The 15,693-nt window shown below is 61.2% G+C and carries 13 protein-coding genes and 1 pseudogene; 13 read left to right on the forward strand and 1 reads right to left on the reverse strand.

The annotated features are described in order from the left end of the window. Positions 1-331: 331 nt before the first annotated feature. A complete protein-coding gene (locus tag VSR68_RS39035) occupies positions 332-1,183 on the forward strand; it encodes a fumarylacetoacetate hydrolase family protein (protein WP_342944852.1) in 852 nt (283 codons plus the stop codon). Positions 1,184-1,459: 276 nt separating this feature from the next. Continuing rightward, entirely contained in the window at positions 1,460-2,926 is a 1,467-nt protein-coding gene (locus tag VSR68_RS39040) for a bifunctional 3-(3-hydroxy-phenyl)propionate/3-hydroxycinnamic acid hydroxylase (RefSeq protein WP_342944853.1), read from the forward strand. Between the two features lie 122 nt (positions 2,927-3,048). Here VSR68_RS39040 and VSR68_RS39045 read toward each other — a convergent pair whose 3' ends face one another. Then, the gene (locus VSR68_RS39045; RefSeq protein WP_342944854.1) at positions 3,049-3,789 is read right to left on the reverse strand and encodes an SDR family oxidoreductase; all 741 of its coding nucleotides are present in this window, start codon (positions 3,787-3,789) and stop codon (positions 3,049-3,051) included. A gap of 126 nt (positions 3,790-3,915) precedes the next feature. Here VSR68_RS39045 and VSR68_RS39050 point away from each other — a divergent pair, with 126 nt between their 5' ends. From VSR68_RS39050 to VSR68_RS39100, 11 genes and pseudogenes are all read left to right on the forward strand, one after another. Beyond that, positions 3,916-5,301, forward strand: coding sequence for an MFS transporter (locus VSR68_RS39050; RefSeq protein WP_342944855.1), 1,386 nt, complete (start codon positions 3,916-3,918; stop codon positions 5,299-5,301). Positions 5,302-5,342: 41 nt separating this feature from the next. Beyond that, entirely contained in the window at positions 5,343-6,278 is a 936-nt protein-coding gene (locus VSR68_RS39055; RefSeq protein ID WP_342944856.1) for a 3-carboxyethylcatechol 2,3-dioxygenase, read from the forward strand. Continuing rightward, a complete protein-coding gene (locus VSR68_RS39060; protein ID WP_342944857.1) occupies positions 6,275-7,150 on the forward strand; it encodes an alpha/beta hydrolase in 876 nt (291 codons plus the stop codon). The genes VSR68_RS39055 and VSR68_RS39060 overlap by 4 nt, the downstream gene beginning before the upstream one ends. 7 nt (positions 7,151-7,157) lie before the next feature. Next, positions 7,158-7,961, forward strand: a complete 804-nt coding sequence (locus tag VSR68_RS39065) for a 2-keto-4-pentenoate hydratase (protein ID WP_342944858.1) — start codon at positions 7,158-7,160, stop codon at positions 7,959-7,961. A gap of 21 nt (positions 7,962-7,982) precedes the next feature. Further along, entirely contained in the window at positions 7,983-8,444 is a 462-nt protein-coding gene (locus VSR68_RS39070) for a nuclear transport factor 2 family protein (protein WP_342944859.1), read from the forward strand. Beyond that, a complete protein-coding gene (locus VSR68_RS39075) occupies positions 8,441-9,211 on the forward strand; it encodes an HpcH/HpaI aldolase family protein (protein ID WP_342944860.1) in 771 nt (256 codons plus the stop codon). The genes VSR68_RS39070 and VSR68_RS39075 overlap by 4 nt, the downstream gene beginning before the upstream one ends. Next, the gene (locus VSR68_RS39080; RefSeq protein WP_342944861.1) at positions 9,208-10,833 is read left to right on the forward strand and encodes a bifunctional 3-(3-hydroxy-phenyl)propionate/3-hydroxycinnamic acid hydroxylase; all 1,626 of its coding nucleotides are present in this window, start codon (positions 9,208-9,210) and stop codon (positions 10,831-10,833) included. The genes VSR68_RS39075 and VSR68_RS39080 overlap by 4 nt, the downstream gene beginning before the upstream one ends. 125 nt (positions 10,834-10,958) lie before the next feature. Next, a complete protein-coding gene (locus VSR68_RS39085; RefSeq protein ID WP_342944862.1) occupies positions 10,959-12,113 on the forward strand; it encodes a porin in 1,155 nt (384 codons plus the stop codon). A gap of 144 nt (positions 12,114-12,257) precedes the next feature. After that, positions 12,258-13,430 (forward strand): annotated as a pseudogene (locus tag VSR68_RS39090) (CaiB/BaiF CoA transferase family protein). After that, the gene (locus tag VSR68_RS39095; RefSeq protein WP_342944863.1) at positions 13,414-13,656 is read left to right on the forward strand and encodes a hypothetical protein; all 243 of its coding nucleotides are present in this window, start codon (positions 13,414-13,416) and stop codon (positions 13,654-13,656) included. The pseudogene VSR68_RS39090 and the gene VSR68_RS39095 overlap by 17 nt, the downstream one beginning before the upstream one ends. After that, positions 13,653-15,611, forward strand: a complete 1,959-nt coding sequence (locus VSR68_RS39100; protein ID WP_342944864.1) for a methyl-accepting chemotaxis protein — start codon at positions 13,653-13,655, stop codon at positions 15,609-15,611. Before VSR68_RS39095 ends, VSR68_RS39100 begins: the two co-directional genes overlap by 4 nt. Positions 15,612-15,693: the final 82 nt, after the last annotated feature.

Consider the following 15,693-nt stretch of genomic DNA (forward strand, 5'->3'; position numbering starts at 1 on the left):
AGCGTCATGGTCGTGAGGGGCGACCCGCCGCCCGCCCGTGGACAACCCGCGACTCAACGCTTAACGGAGGCCAGATCACATCAAATTGCTGACTGCAAATCTGTCCGTCGAACCGGGTCAACCTCAATCTATGCATCTTCTGAGATCTTGTCTTGCGACTCTCGTGGGATCAACTTCCAGCGCCTGTCAGGCACCACGCGCCGACCGAAACGAAGTGCTTCGCCAGCTTGCCTGGGGATGGTTGAGGCTTGCATTCGAATCCTGCATGGCTTGACGATCGAACATAAATCTCGAATAATGAGATATATTAACTTTTATTGAAGGACATTAAATGAAACTGGTGAGCTTCGAATGGCAAGGCCGTGCAGGTTTTGGTGCGGTGATCGATGCAGGCATCGTGGACCTGGGTCAGGCGTTCAACGGGCGGTATGTCAGCCTGAAGGATTTGCTGGCTGCAGATGCCGTGGGTGAGGCTGCCGAGCTGGTATCGGGGCGCCAGGCAGATTTCCAGATGTCGGACGTGACGCTGCTGCCGGTGATTCCCGACCCCGGCAAGATCTGGTGCTGCGGTCTGAACTACCACGAGCACGTTCAGGAAACCAACCGCGAAGTCACTGAACAGCCGACCTTCTTCTTGCGCGTGGCAAGTTCCCAAGTCGGTCATGAGCAGGCCATCGTGCGGCCCAAGGAATCGACGCAGCTCGACTTTGAGGCGGAAATTGCTGTTGTCATCGGCAAGGGCGGGCGTCGCATCGCCCCGGCAGATGCGGCCCAGCACATCGCGGGTTATGCCTGCTACAACGATGGCAGCGTGCGCGACTGGCAGCGCCATACCTCGCAGTGGATTCCGGGCAAGAACTTTTGGCGCACCGGCGGATTTGGCCCCTGGATGGTGACCGCAGATGAAATTCCGTTTGACACGCGCCTGAAGATGGTGACGCGCCTTAATGGACAAGAGATGCAGAACACCACCACCGACATGATGATTCACAGCATCGCCAAGCAGATTGCTTACGTGTCCACCATTGCACCGCTTGAAGCGGGCGACGTCATCGTCACAGGTACGCCGGGAGGCGTCGGTGCACGACGCCAACCGCCAGTCTGGATGAAGGCGGGCGACGTGGTGGAGATTGAGGTGGAGCGCATCGGCGTGCTGCGCAATCCGATTGCTGACGAGCAGTGATTCGGCTCCGTACGAATTGAGCATCAGCCTTGGCTTCTTTCATGTTCAGGGTCATTCACAGACCGGCATGCAGACCCTATACCGATGCATGGTGGGCTGCGTGCCCATCGCATGGCCTCCTGTCCTGAACAGAGCTCAGAACTAGCCGTCTCAAGGTCGCGCAGACGTGATCTGCGGGAGCCCGAATCAACTCAATGGCTTCCAAAAAAAGGACGAGGCGATCCGGGACATCGCCATCAGGCAAACCAGAGCAAAGCTCTATCGAAAGAAGAATTTATGCACGACGTTGCGATCATCGGTCTCGGCCCCACGGGGGTAACGCTGGCAACCCTGCTCGCACAGCAAGGCCTTCGGGTGCTGGCGATCGACCGCGAAGCGGGCATCTATCCCCTGCCGCGTGCAGTGCATTTCGATGGTGAGTGCATGCGTGTGTTCCAGAGCATCGGCGTTGCCGATGCCTTGAAATCCCAGGTGCGTCCATCGCCGGGCATGAAGTTCATTGACTCCGACGGGCGGCTGCTGATTGATTGGTCGCGCGACTTGGAAATCGGGCCCATGGGCTGGTATGCCAGCTACCGTTGTCACCAGCCCTGGCTGGAACAAACGCTGCGGCAAAAACTGGCCGAGCACGCCGGTGCGGACATTCGCGTGAAGCACGAGATGCTCGATTGCACGGTTGCGTCAGACGGCGTCGATCTACGCATCAAGGATCTTTCCACCGGCGAAGCGTTGCAAGAGAAAGCACGCTACGTCGTCGGTTGCGATGGGGCGCGATCCATCATGCGTGGACTCATCGGAGCGCGTATGGACGATTTGCAGCAACACGAACAATGGATCGTGGTGGACGTGGTTCTGAATCATGAGCGCCCCGATTTGGGCGACTACAGCATCCAGTATTGCGATCCATCGCGCCCGGGAACTTACGTGCGCGGCGTTGGCATGCGCCGGCGCTGGGAGCTGATGCTGGTGCCGGGCGACGATCCAGCGACCATTACGCAGCCGGAATCCATCTGGAAACTGCTGTCACGCTGGGTCACGCCACAAGAGGCTACGCTGGAGCGCCCCGCGCTCTATACCTTTCGCGCTGTTGTCGCGCGCGGGTGGCGAAAAGGCCGCCTGCTGCTGGCGGGCGATGCTGCCCATCTGACGCCGCCGTTCATGGGGCAAGGCATGTGTGCGGGTATCCGCGATGCTTCCAACCTCGCGTGGAAGTTGGCGGCAGTGATTCGCGGCGAGGCAGGTGAAGACTTGTTGAACACTTATGAATCCGAGCGCGAGCCCCATGTGCGTGAGTTCATCTCAACAGCGGTGCGCCTGGGGCGCATCATCCAAACTACCGACCCCGATGTCGTGCGGCGGCGCGACAAGGAGTTTGCACAGCCTGAATTGTTTTCGACTCCGCAACCGTCGCTCGGCCCTGGCGCTCATGTGGGAGGCTCCCTTGGCGGACGCATGATCCCGCAGGCGGTTCGCGCCGACGGATCGCGCACAGACGATGACACGGGCTACGCCTATTCGTTGTTTGTATCTCCCGTCGCGCTAGGTGCAGTGAAGGCTCTGGTCAAGGACCGTGTGCCCATCGTCGTGGTCACCGAGCCTTCGCTGACGAATTGGATGGAGGCGTCGGGCATCGTTGCCGCGTTGGTACGCCCCGACCGCTATGTCGCGGGGGGCGCTGCGACAGACCGCGAGCTGGAGCAATTGCTGCAGGCACGCGGCGCAGATTCCCCGATCTGTGCATGAGCGCCGGCGGCAAGGGCCCCACAAACACTTGAGCAACACTTGCGCAGCGCAACCTGCGCAAGTGTTGAGGCGGGAGTGAAGCGTAGCGTAGCAGTTGGGAAGACTAAATGATTGGTGTTGCGTCAGACCGAGCGGGTTTCCCCGCCGTCGGCGCGCAGGTTCTGCCCGGTGATGTACGAGGACTCGTCACTCGCGAGAAAGCGTACGACCCGGGCCAATTCGGCGGTACTTTGAGCGCGGCGCAAGGGGATCTTGCTGGTCCATTCGGGCGGCACTGCTGCGGGATCGTCCTTTGTAAATCCGGGGAGGACGTTGTTCATGCGGATGCCTTGCGGCCCGTACTCATCGGCATAGAGCTTGGTGAACGAACCCAGCGCGGCGCGCAGCGTTGTCGAGATAGGGAACATCCGGTTGGGTTCGAAAGCCCCGGCTGTGGAGATGTTGACGATCGCGCCACCGCCCGACGCAAGAAGGTGCGGGGTAGCGATGCGAGCCATGCGAACGACGCTCAACAAGTACAGATCCACACCGTGCAGCCAGTCGTCATCGCTGAGGTCGAGCAGCGTCCCGCGTGCGGCGTGGCCACTGTTGTTGATCACCGCGTCAATGCGACCGAACTTTTCGATTGCGAGATCAACTGTCGCGCGCAGGTCCGCGATGTTGGTGTTGGAGCCATCAACGCCAGCACCGCCCAGTGACTCGGCGAGCATGCGACCGCGGCCGGACGGAGACAGGGCCACGACACGCCAGCCGCAGGCCGCAAGCTCACGCACGCAGGCTGCACCAATGCCGGAACCTCCTGCGACAACAATGCCTACCTTTTGCTTTTCCGTGCCTTCTGGGCTATCTCCAATCTCGGCCATGCGCTGACTCCTTCAAGTGTGTGGTGCTAACTGCGGCTCCGGGAATACGCTAACGCCGGAAATGACTTTTTTCTCAACTGTTGAGATATACTTGCGGAACCAATTATACAAAAGAGACGGCGTTTTATGAAAATTTCCGATCGCATCGCAGATTCGCCCATGACCAGATTGCAGCTGCGCGTCGTCTTGGTGTCGATCGTGCTCGTCGTGCTCGATGGTTACGACTTGACACTGGCGGCATTCGCTGCGCCGTTCATTGAGCGGGGCTTTGGCGTTTCAAAGACGCAGTTGGGGATGGTGCTGTCGGGCGCCCTCATCGGGATGTTGATCGGCTCGATCGTCGTCGCACCCATTGCCGACCGAATGGGGCGCCGCCTGACGGGTGTGCTCGCGACGTGCGTGATCGGGATCGGGATGTTGATTGGCCCGTTCGCTTCAGTCGACCGTGGAATCATGCTGTTGGTCATCAGCCGCATCATCACCGGCGTCGGCATTGGTGCCCTTGTCGCTGTGGTCGGCGTGATCCTGTCTGAATACACCGCCAAGCGCGTCTATCCGCTGGTGATGGCGATCTACGCGGCCGCGATCAATATCGGCGGATTGCTCGGCGCCATGCTTGTCGGGCCGATGCTGGCCACCCATGGGTGGCAATTCGGCTGGTGGGTCGGGTTCGTCCTCAGCGTGCTGGCCGCGTTCGGGACCTACTTTTTGCTGCCGGAGTCGCTCGCCTGGTTGGCCGAGGGGCGTCGTCACGACGCGCTGCTGCAACTGAACAGGATCCTCGCGAAGATGCGGCAGCCCACGCTGACCGCGTTGCCGGAGTCTTCGAATCCCGATGTCAAGGTGACCGGAGCGTTGCGCACCATTGCCAGCGCCCCGTTGCTCTGGCAGACGGTGCTGATGATCTTGTCCTACGTTGCCTACATGGTGAGCTTCTACTTCCTGACCAACTGGGCGCCCGCCACGGTGGCCAGCATGAACCACAAGCCGTCGCTGGCTCCCCAGCTCGTTGTTGCATTCAGCTTGGGTGGGATCGCCGGGAGCCTCGTCTTCGGCTTCATCGGCAACCGCATCAACTTGCGCATCTTGACGCCCATTTTCCTGGTGATGGCCACGGCGGCCATGTCGTACTTCGGCATCGCCGGCCCGGCGATGCCCGGTGCGATGTGGACGGTGTTCATCGCGTCGTTCTTCGTCTGTGCCGGAACGGCGGGTTTTTACGGGATCGTTCCGCTCCTGTATCCAACGTTGGCCCGCTCAACGGGCTACGGGGTGGTCATCGGCATGGGTCGCTTTGGCGGCATCGCGGCGCCCATCCTTGGCGGTATGAGCTTCGATGGTGGCATGAACATGGGTACGGCCTTCACACTGTTTTCACTTCCGATGTTGATCGCAGCCCTCGGCCTTTTGGTACTGCACGTTGGGCTTAAGCGCTCGGCATCACGTGAGCGCGCAACCTTGGCTGCGAGATCTGGTGGCAAGCAGGCCGACCACAGTCAGCAAGCCTACTAACAAGAGGGCTGCCCTTCAGGTCGCCTCGAAAAGGAATACACATGTCATTCGCTGTCGCAGCTCTATCCCATGCGCCGTCTTTCGGTAACGTCGATCCAGGCGGTACCACGCTTGCTGAAATCATGGCCGGCATCCAGCAGGTTCGCGCCTTCGTTGAGCGTTTCGCCCCCGAGGTCGTCGTCGTCTTCGGGCCCGATCACTTCAATGGCCAGCTGTATTCGTCCATCGCCCCGTGGGTGATCGGTGCGCAGGCTGAGGGAATCGGCGACTACGGCACGACCGAGGGCTTCATCAATGTTGATGGCGAGACCGCGCGCCAGCTGCATGCCGCAGTGCTGAATCAGGGCATCGACATCGCGCGATCGGAGCGAATGACGGTTGATCATGGCGTCATGCAGCCCGTGGACTTCTTGTTTGGCAAGAGTCATACGCGGCCCATCGTCCCGGTGTTCGTCAACGCAATTGCCTTTCCGTTGACACCGATGAAGCGTGTGCGCGAGATGGGTGAGGCGTTTGGCAAAGCTGCGCTACAGCTTGGAAAGCGCGTGCTCTTCATCGCCTCGGGGGGCATTTCGCATTCCCCGCCAATTCCGCGTTGGGAGGGGGCTCCTCCCGAACTGAAAGCACGTTTGGTTTCCTATGCCCCCACGCGCGAAGAGCGCCGCACACGTGAACAGGCCATCGTGGATGCGATCCAGAGGATTGCGGATGGCAAGGGTTCGAGTGCCCCGCTGAACGAGGCTTGGGATACCTTGCTGCTTGACACCTTCCGATCGGGTGATTTGTCACCGGTTGATACGTGGGACAACGACCAGTTCGTCATTGATGGTGGCTCAGCTGCACATGAGATGCGCAGCTGGATAGCGGCTTATGCCGCGCTCTCAACGGCTGGTAAATACAAGCTGTCTGTCGACCGTTATTGGGCCGTCAAGAGCTGGGGCGCCGGTTTTGCCGTTCAGGCGGGATGTGCAGCATGAACCGTCTTGTGACCTTCTGGGAAGCAGTGTCCGATCTTCCGCATCGTCTGCATTACGTTGACGTCGGGCCGTGGCGCACGCGTGTGCTCGACCTCGGCGAAGGTGACAGGGTCGTAGTGCTTGCCAATGGCACCAGTGGCCACATTGAGGCCTGGACGCAGAACGTGCGTGCGCTGGTTCAGGCTGGCTACCGTGTCATCGGTTACGACTATCCAGGTCATGGGTACACAACCTTGACCGATCACGACTTGGAAATCCCCGAGTACGAGTCGCACTTGCTAGGGCTGCTGGATGTGCTCAATCTCAAGCGTGTCCATCTTGCCGGGGAGTCACTCGGGGGATGGATCGCGGTCAAGTTTGCTGCCCACCACTCTAATCGTTTGCTGAGCGTGATTCTGAGTGCGCCCGGCGGCCGCGTGGTTGGCGAGCAGAAGGTAGACAAGGCGCAATCAGTGAGCAAGCAAGCGGTCACCGAGCCGACGTTCGAGAACGTCAAAAAGCGCCTTCAGGTCGTGATCCACGACCCACAGAAGATAACGGAAGAGTTAGTGCGCGTTCGCCAAGCTATATACAGCCGGGATCCGAGCGGGGCAAACATGGCTCATATCTCGGTGTTGCGTCAGCCGGAACAGCGTTGGAACAACCGTGTCACAGATCAGGATTTCGCGGCCATCCCCGTGCCAGCGCTCTTTGTCTGGACAGACCATGAACCCACTGGCGACGCTTCAGAAGGCCGGCGCTTGGCTGCGCTTATTCCTCAAGGCGAGTTTCTGCTTGTTGAGGGCGCTGCGCACTGGCCCCAGTGGGAAGGTGCGGAGGTGTTCAATGCGGCGGCCGTCTCATTCCTCGACAAACAGCACCGCCAGAGCTAGCCAGAACATGACCACTATGACCATCCCCTCTGAAACTATCCATAGCATCGCTCGTGAGCTCTACGACGCCCGCGTTGGTGTCTATACCGTTCCTTACGTCAGCCCGCGATTGCCTGAGCGCGACCTTGACGCGGCCTATGCAATCTCGGCTGAGTTCGCCGCACTGCGCGAACGGAATCTGGGCGTGCGCAGGGTAGGTCGAAAAGTGGGACTGACCAATCCGAACGTGCAAAAGCGCGTCGGCATTAGTGAACCTGACTACGGAGTCATCCACGACGACATGGTTTTCCAGTCGGGTGCGGTGTTGCCCAAGTCGCGCTACAACCGATTGCTAATCGAAGCCGAAGTCGCATTTGTGCTCAAGAGCGATATTTTCGATGCCACGCTCGAGCGAGTGGCGGCGGCCATTGACTACGTGACACCAGCGTTCGAGGTCGTTGATTTCCGCTACGACGGCAGCGTGGGGCAGATTGTGGACACCATCGCCGACAACGCCGGATGCAGTGGCATCGTGGTAGGCGAGGAAAAGCATCCCCATGGCTCGGTAGATCTCAAAGCGGTCGAAATGGTGATTACCGGGGGCGGCAAGGAGATTACGCGCGGCGTCGGAAGCAATGTACTTGGCGACCCGATCAACGCCGTGCTCTGGCTGGCCGACACATCCATCCGCACGGGGCAGCCGTTGAGAGCTGGCGAGGTGCTGCTCTCGGGATCGATCGGCTACATCGAGCCTTGGCCAGTGGATGTCGAGTGTGTTGCCACCATTACCGGTCTCGGCCGCGTGGTCGCGAGTGTCGATTCGAAGGCATGAGTTTAGAGAGAGAGCTACACCATGAGTAACTATTGCCCCGTTGATGCAGTCACCCGCGTCGAGATTGAGCAGCTCATTTCCGAGATGCTTTACCGCCTGGATCACAACCAGGCCGATACCGCGTGGGAGCTCTATACCGAAGACGGTGTCTCAGTCGGCCCCTTGGGCACGATGAATCGCGAGCAGAGCAAGGCTTGGGGTGCCAAGCGGGTGAAGCAAGCCGACATCGTCAGCCGCCATTTCATTGGTGGAGTGCGGTTGGTCTGGGACGGCGATGAAGTGGCCGGCACCGTGCAGTATCTGACGTTCCGCGACACCAACGAGCCGCAGACACAGCCCGCTTCTGTGGGTGAGTTCCGTGAGCGGTATCGCAAGGTTGAAGGTCAGTGGCGATTCGCCCGCCGTGAGATCGTGCCAGTCTTCGGAGGCAACGCTGCTGCTGCGCATGCGGCGCGGCTCACAGAACTTGAGAGCAAGCCATGAAAACAGCAGATCTCGCGAGCGGGCCCAAGATATTGGTGCATCAGACACTGCCTTCGTTCGCCATTCCGGAATGGGCGAAGGTTGCCGGCTACCACGGCGTCATCCTCGATCTTCAACATGGCGAACTCGGTCTCGACGCCGCGTGTGGGATCCTGCGCTCGATTCCTCGCGACAACGCTTACGCTTGGGCGCGTGTCGGCTCGACTGACCCCGGCCAGATCCTGCGCCTGCTTGACAGCGGCGCGCGCGGCATCGTTGCCCCCACGATCGAGTCGCGCGAGCAGGCACAGGCCTTGGTGGCTGCGACCAAATATCTACCCATTGGTAATCGCAGCATGGGACCGTCGAGGCCAGGGCTCTACATCGGTGATTCGTATGCCGAAGCAGGCAACCTCGCCGTCTCGACCATTGCCCAGATCGAGACCCGGATCGGCGTCGAACGCGCGGAGGAAATCATCTCCACTCCGGGGCTGGACTCGATCTACATCGGTCCTGCCGATCTTGCCGTTTCCTATGGCCTGCCGGGGCGTGGTGACTGGGACGACGGGCCTGTTCGCGACGCGATCGTCCACTTGCGCGAACTCACCCAGGCCCATGGCGTGACCCTCGGGATCTATTCAGGCAAATCTGCATACACCGCGGCGTTGTTGGCCGATGGACTGGTTGACTATGTCGCATTCGGTATCGACCTCGTTTTGTTGAATCGCGCGTTCGGCGACAACATCAACGAAGTCAAGACCGCTCTATCTACAAGGAATCGCCCATGAGCAAAACCGCGGACGTTCTCATCATCGGTGCGGGGCCTGTTGGCCTCATGCTAGCCAACCTGCTTGGACAGCAGGGAGTTAATGTTCTTCTCGTCGAGAAGAGCGAGACCCTGATCGACTACCCGCGCGCAGTGGGCATCGACGACGAAGCCCTGCGGGCGATGCAGACTGCTGGCCTTGTGGATGAGGTGTTGCCTCACACCATCCCCGATCAGAAGATCTATATGGTCAACGGCGATCGACAGATCCTTTCTGAAGTCAACCCGACAACTCGCGAGTTTGGGTGGCCCCGCCGCAACGGATTTGTACAGCCGCTGGTGGATAGGGTGCTGCTTGACGGGCTCAAGCGTTTTCCGAACACAGCGGTGCGGTTCAGTACCGAGGTCGTCGATTTGCTCGAAGATGGCGAGGGGGTGGTGGCCACGACTGAGCGTGGCGAGAAGCTGCGCGCACGCTACGTAGTCGCAGCAGAAGGCGGTTCCTCGCGCACTCGCACGCAACTGGGTATTTCGTTCGACGGCGAAACTCGACCATCCGCTGGCATCGTCATTGACGTTGCCAACGACCCCATTGGAACGCCACACGCCGTGTTCGGCGGCGACCCGAAACGCAGCTATGCCAGCATCGCACTGCCGCATGGGATCCGTCGTTGGGAATTCACGCTGTTCGAAAGCGAAGATCCTTCGGTGGTGGAAAACGATGACTATATCCACGCGCTGCTGGCACCGCATGTGCCTGACCCAACCAAGCTGGAGATCATTCGTCGTCGGGTCTATCGGCACCACGCGCGTGTGGCCGGACAGTTCAAGGTTGGCTCCATCTTCCTCGCGGGCGATGCCGCGCACGTGATGCCGGTGGTCGGTGGACAGGGATGGAACTCCGGCATCCGCGACGCATTCAATCTGGGCTGGAAGCTTGGTGCGGTGATCAATGGCGCATGCGGCGATGCTCTGCTCGAAACGTACGAGATGGAGCGAATGGGGCACGTCAAGCAGATGGTCGCCGTCTCACTTGGCATGGCCAAGGAAATGACGGATCACGACCCCGAGAAAGCTGCGGAACGAGACCGCATCGCTGCCAACCGCACACCCGAGGAACGCGAAGCACAGAAGCGGCAGGCCTTCAAGCCTCAACCCAAGTTCGACAAAGGTGTGGTGGTACACAGGCCGCTGCCGAGCTTCAAGACGCTGCCGGCGCGCGATGTGCCCCGCATGGCTGGTGCCATCTTCCCGCAGCCACGAGTGACCAACGCTGAAGGCGTCGAAATGCTGCTCGACGACGCCACCGGTCAGGGTTGGCGCGTCCTGATGTGGAACAACAATCCGATGGCTTTTATTTCGGCCGAACGTTGCGCTGCGCTAGCGCATCTGCGCGTACGACTTGTTCAGGTGGTGCCTAAAGCACAACTGCCGTGGGCGCGTCGTCACGCCCCTGCGGGAGTTACGGTGATCGGTGACTTGGGTGGAGAGCCCAGCTTGCAAGCGTGGTTTGACGCCAGGCCGGTCGGTGCGGTTGTCGTTCGTCCCGACCATGTGGTTGCCGCCGAATGCTTGGCACAGGAGCTAGACGATGTGCTGGCACGTGTATTAGACGCTGCGCATTTCTGTCTGCCGCAACAGTAATGTCGCTATAGGTCGTGCCAGACGTGGAAAATTGATCGGTTTATCAGGCACGTCGCGCGACTGCTTTCGGGCAATCCGCTTTTCGTATTGCAGTCCACTCTTATAACTACGCATTGGAGACGCATGTGAATTCGAAGTCACCCAACGCCGTGCTGCGCCGGAGCGCAGCATTGGCTTCCCTCGCCGCCCTGCTCTTTGGCGCGTCGACCGCGCACGCGCAGAGTTCGGTCTCACTCTATGGCATTCTTTCCACGGGGGTGGGCTGGGTGAGTAACGTGGGCGGGCACTCGGCCGTCGAGATGATTTCAGGCACCATGCAGAATAACCGTTGGGGCTTGCGCGGCGTTGAAGACCTGGGAGGCGGCCTCAATGCTCTCTTCGTGCTCGAAAACGGCTTTGACATTACCAACGGCAAATTCCAGCAGGGCGGGCGCATGTTCGGACGCCAGGCCTTCGTCGGTCTTAGCGACAGGTCGTGGGGTACGGTGACGTTCGGTCGCCAGTACGACATCCCCTTCGATTATCTCGACCGTTTCGAAGCGCCTGTTGCTTCGCTGGGCCTTGCCGCGCATATCGGCGACAACGACAATCTGTTCGGTTCTTATCGCTATAACAACTCGATCAAGTACCAGTCACCGACGGTCGATGGCGTGCGTGGGTCGATCATGTACGCGATGAGCAACGCGCCCGGCCAGTGGGCGCTGAATCGCTCGGTGAGCGCGGGCGTTTCCTACGATAACGGGCCGCTCAAGCTCGCGGTAGTCGGATTGAATACGAATAATCCGGGCCCAACGCAGAACCCGAACGGCGCGGTCACCGATGATTACATCGGGCCGCCGTTCCTGCTGTTCCATACCAGCCCGATCCACCCGAACGTCGGCGTGAGCCGTCAGCGCGAGTTCGGCGGCGCCGCGCAGTATGCCTTTAGCCAGCTGCGCCTGACCGGCATGGTCACGGACGTGCGGTACGACTATCTCGACCAGACGTCGCTGCATCTCGATAACTTTGACGTCAACGCGACTTACGATCTCACGCCGTTTATCGTCCTGGGCGCGGCCTATGTCTACACGAAGGGGCAATACGGTGGTGGAATCGACGCCGCCCCGCACTGGAACATGGGGCAGATCAGCGTGGACTATCTGTTGTCGAAGCGTACCAACGTCTACGTTTTTGCCAACTATCAGCGTGCCACCAACGCGAAAGCCGTTACCTACCTGCTAGCACCCTCGAGCAATGGGGAGCAGACGGCGATCGTGGCTGGCATTCGTCACCTGTTCTAAAGCGCGCACTTAAGTCGCATCGCGCCTGACTTCACCCGCTTGAAAAACGACGCCTTCGCAACGTGCCGGAACCGGCGAGACGGCGGCGTCGAAGCGGTGAAATTCGTACAACGCGAATACAGTCGAAATCTAGTCGGGATAGTCATGAGCAGCCAACTACTGACGGGCGTGCGCGTGCTCGATCTGACCAACGTGCTGGCCGGCCCGTTCGCGGGCTATCAGCTCGCGTTGCTCGGCGCCGACGCCGCGCTGAACCGGCGCGGCATGGGCACCTCCTCTCTCGCGCAGAACGCCGGCAAGCGCTCGCTCTCGCTGAACCTGAAAAGCGAGGACGGCGACGCGATTTTCCGGCGTCTCGTGGCGAGCGCGGACGTCGTGCTCGATAATTTTCGGCCCGGCGCGATGGACCGGCTCGGTCTCGGTTATGAGGCGCTGCGCGAAGTGCGCGACGACCTCGTCTACTGCGCGATCTGCGGCTTCGGGCAAAGCGGCCCACTCGCGGCGGCGCCCGCCTACGACCAGATCATCCAGGGGTGCTCCGGCGTGGTGAGCGTGACCGGCGACGCGCATTCCGCCCCCTGCGCGTGGGCTATCCGGTGTGCGACACGATCGGCGGCATCACCGCCGCGCTCGCCATCTCGAACGCGCTCGTGCGGCGCCAGGTCGACGGCACGGGCGGGTTTATCGACGTGTCGATGCTGGACTCGGCCATCGTCACGATCGGCTGGATCGTGTCGAACCAGCTGATCGCCAGGCGCAGCCCGACGCCGATGGGCAACGACAACTTCACCGCGAGTCCGTCTGGCACCTTCAGGACCCGCGAAGGACTATTTAACATTGCCGCGAACAAGCAGGAGCAGTTCGAAGCACTGTGCGGGCTGCTCGGCGCACCGGAACTGGTTTCCGACCCGCGCTTCGCAGCGCGAGGCGCGCAGGCTGAACCGCGCGGCGCTCACGGAAGCGCTCGAACGACATCTCGCCGCGCACGACGCGCCCACGTGGGAAACGCCCCTGAGCCAGGCCGGCGTACCTGCCGGACAGGTGCTGGACGTGTCCCAGGCGCTCGCACAGCCGCAGGTGGCGCACCGCGAACTGACGATGACTCTGCTGATCGACGATCCGGAGCGCGACAGCATCACGGTCACGCGCAGCGGGTTTCAGGTCGACGGCGCGCCACAGTCGGTCGCGCACGGGCCGCCGACGCTCGGGCAGCACAACGACGAGATCCTGCTTGACGCCGGGTTCACGATGAATGAGATCGCTGCGTGGCGCGCGAACGGAACGATCGGGGCACAACGACATGCACGTGCCGCATGAGAAAGCCTTCGACTTGCTCGCGCAGGTCAAGGCAGGACGGACCACGCGCGTCACCGACAACCGGCCAGGGCAAGGCGGCCGGATCAAGGGGCCGCTGCCGCCCGCGTCCGGCTACGCGTATGCCGGCAAGGATAAAACACTGCCCGCCCCTGGCATCCGCCCTACCGGTTTCGGCGTGCCGTTGCGCGCTGACCGCTTTCGAAACGCCTGCTCTCGGAAATCATGAAATTGTTGATATCGTTTATTGATCGCCTGCCTATCGCCCGAAAGCTTCTCCTGCTGGGGATCCTGATTCTGCCCACCATAGGCGTGCCAACGTACCTCCAGCTCAAGTCATCGTTGAACGCCGTGAGCGCTGCCAGCACCGAACAGGCAGGCCTCGAGTCCGCACGCGCGCTCCTGTCGTTGATTCAGCTGACGCTGCAGCACCGGGCGCAAGCCGCCACGCTGCTAGGCGGCAACAACACCGTCGCCGCGAGTCGCGAAGCGACGCGGGCAGCGGTGGGCCAGGCCATCGCCCGCATCGACCAGGATCTGAAAGCACGAACGCGCCGTCCCGACATGATGCGCACCTGGGAAAGCGCGGTCGCGAACTGGCGTGAGATTGCAGCGGCAGTCGACGCGCGCAAGCTCAGCGACAAGGAATCCACCGTGCGCCACACGGAGATCATCGAACAATACCTCTCCATTCTCGATCTCCTGCTCGACGACACCGGCCTCGCGCTCGATTCCGAGGTGGGGATGCACTATCTCGTGCGGGCGGCGCTCGTGAGCTTGCCGAAGGCCACCGCAACGCTGAGCCTCACGCGGTCCCGGGGCGCCGGAATACTGGCCAGAGGAGAAGCGAGCCCGACGGAACGGGCCATGCTCGCCTCGCTGGCCAACGCTGCATCGGATCAGGCCGACGATCTGGGAAAGGCTTTCGACAAGGCCTTTCACGCGGAGCCCGAACTCAGTGCCGCGCTCGCGGACGAGCTCGATCGCGCCAATACGTCGATTCGCGCGGCCCTTGATCTGGCGACCCGAGAGATCGTCAGTGCCGACGCGATCCACTACGCGGCAATCGACTACATCAAAACCTTCACGGGCGCGTTGGACCCGCTCTTTGCGCTCGAAGCCCGCGCGCTCGACAGCCTTAAGGCACAACTCGACCTCCGCTCGAACCGCGTGCATCGCGCGATGCTGGTCCAGGTCGGACTGCTCGGCATGATGCTCCTCATCGCGATCGTCTTGTCCAGTATTGTGGTACGCCGCATCACGGGGCCGCTCCGTAGTGCGCTGGCCCTGGCGAATCGCGTGGCCGACGGGGATCTCACGAGTCATATCGAAGTGGCCACCACGGACGAAACCGGCCAGCTAATGCAGGCGCTGAAAGCGATGAACAGCAGCCTGGCCAGCATGGTTGCCCGGATTCGCACGGGAGCGGAAACCATTTCCACGGGTTCGGCGCAGATTGCTGCCGGCAACACGGACCTCAGTTCGCGAACGGAAGAACAAGCTGCGTCACTTGAAGAAAGCGCGGCGAACATGATACAGCTGACGTCGACGGTTCGTCACAACACCGAAAGCGCGAGACAGGGCAACACGCTCGCGGCCCACGCATCCGAAATCGCTGCGCGCGGCGGCGAGGTGGTGGGGCGCGTGGTTCACACGATGCGCGATATTTCGAACAGCTCGACGAAAGTCGCCAACATTACCGCCACGATCGAATCCATCGCATTCCAGACCAATATTCTCGCACTCAACGCGGCCGTGGAGGCCGCACGGGCCGGCGAACAGGGGCGCGGCTTCGCGGTGGTCGCGAGCGAAGTGCGCAACCTGGCGCAGCGCGCGGCCACGGCCGCGAAGGAGATCAAGGACCTCATCAACGAGTCGGTGGATCACGTGACCGCCGGCACCGAACACGTGGACGAGGCCGGCCGGACGATCAACGAAGTGGTGTCCGCCGTGCGCCGCGTGGCGGATCTGATGGGCGAGATCGCCGCCGCCTCGGACGAACAGCACAAGGGCATCGAGCAAGTAAATTCGGCGGTGGTCCAAATGGACCAGGTCACGCAGCAAAACGCGGCGCTCGTCGAGCAGGCCACGGCGGCCGCCCAGTCGATGAGCGAACAGGCCGTGCTTCTCAAGCGCGCGGTGGATGTGTTCAAGGTGTCGGACGGATTGTTGATAGGCGCATAAAACTGACCCACTTCCGCTAGAAAGTGGGTCAGTTTCCGGCGCAAATCAACAATATCAGCGACTCATGTGGGCCGTCCGCAAT

The sequence above is a fragment of the Paraburkholderia phymatum genome, from assembly GCF_038900715.1.
GTDB classification, from domain to species: Bacteria; Pseudomonadota; Gammaproteobacteria; order Burkholderiales; family Burkholderiaceae; genus Paraburkholderia; species Paraburkholderia phymatum_A.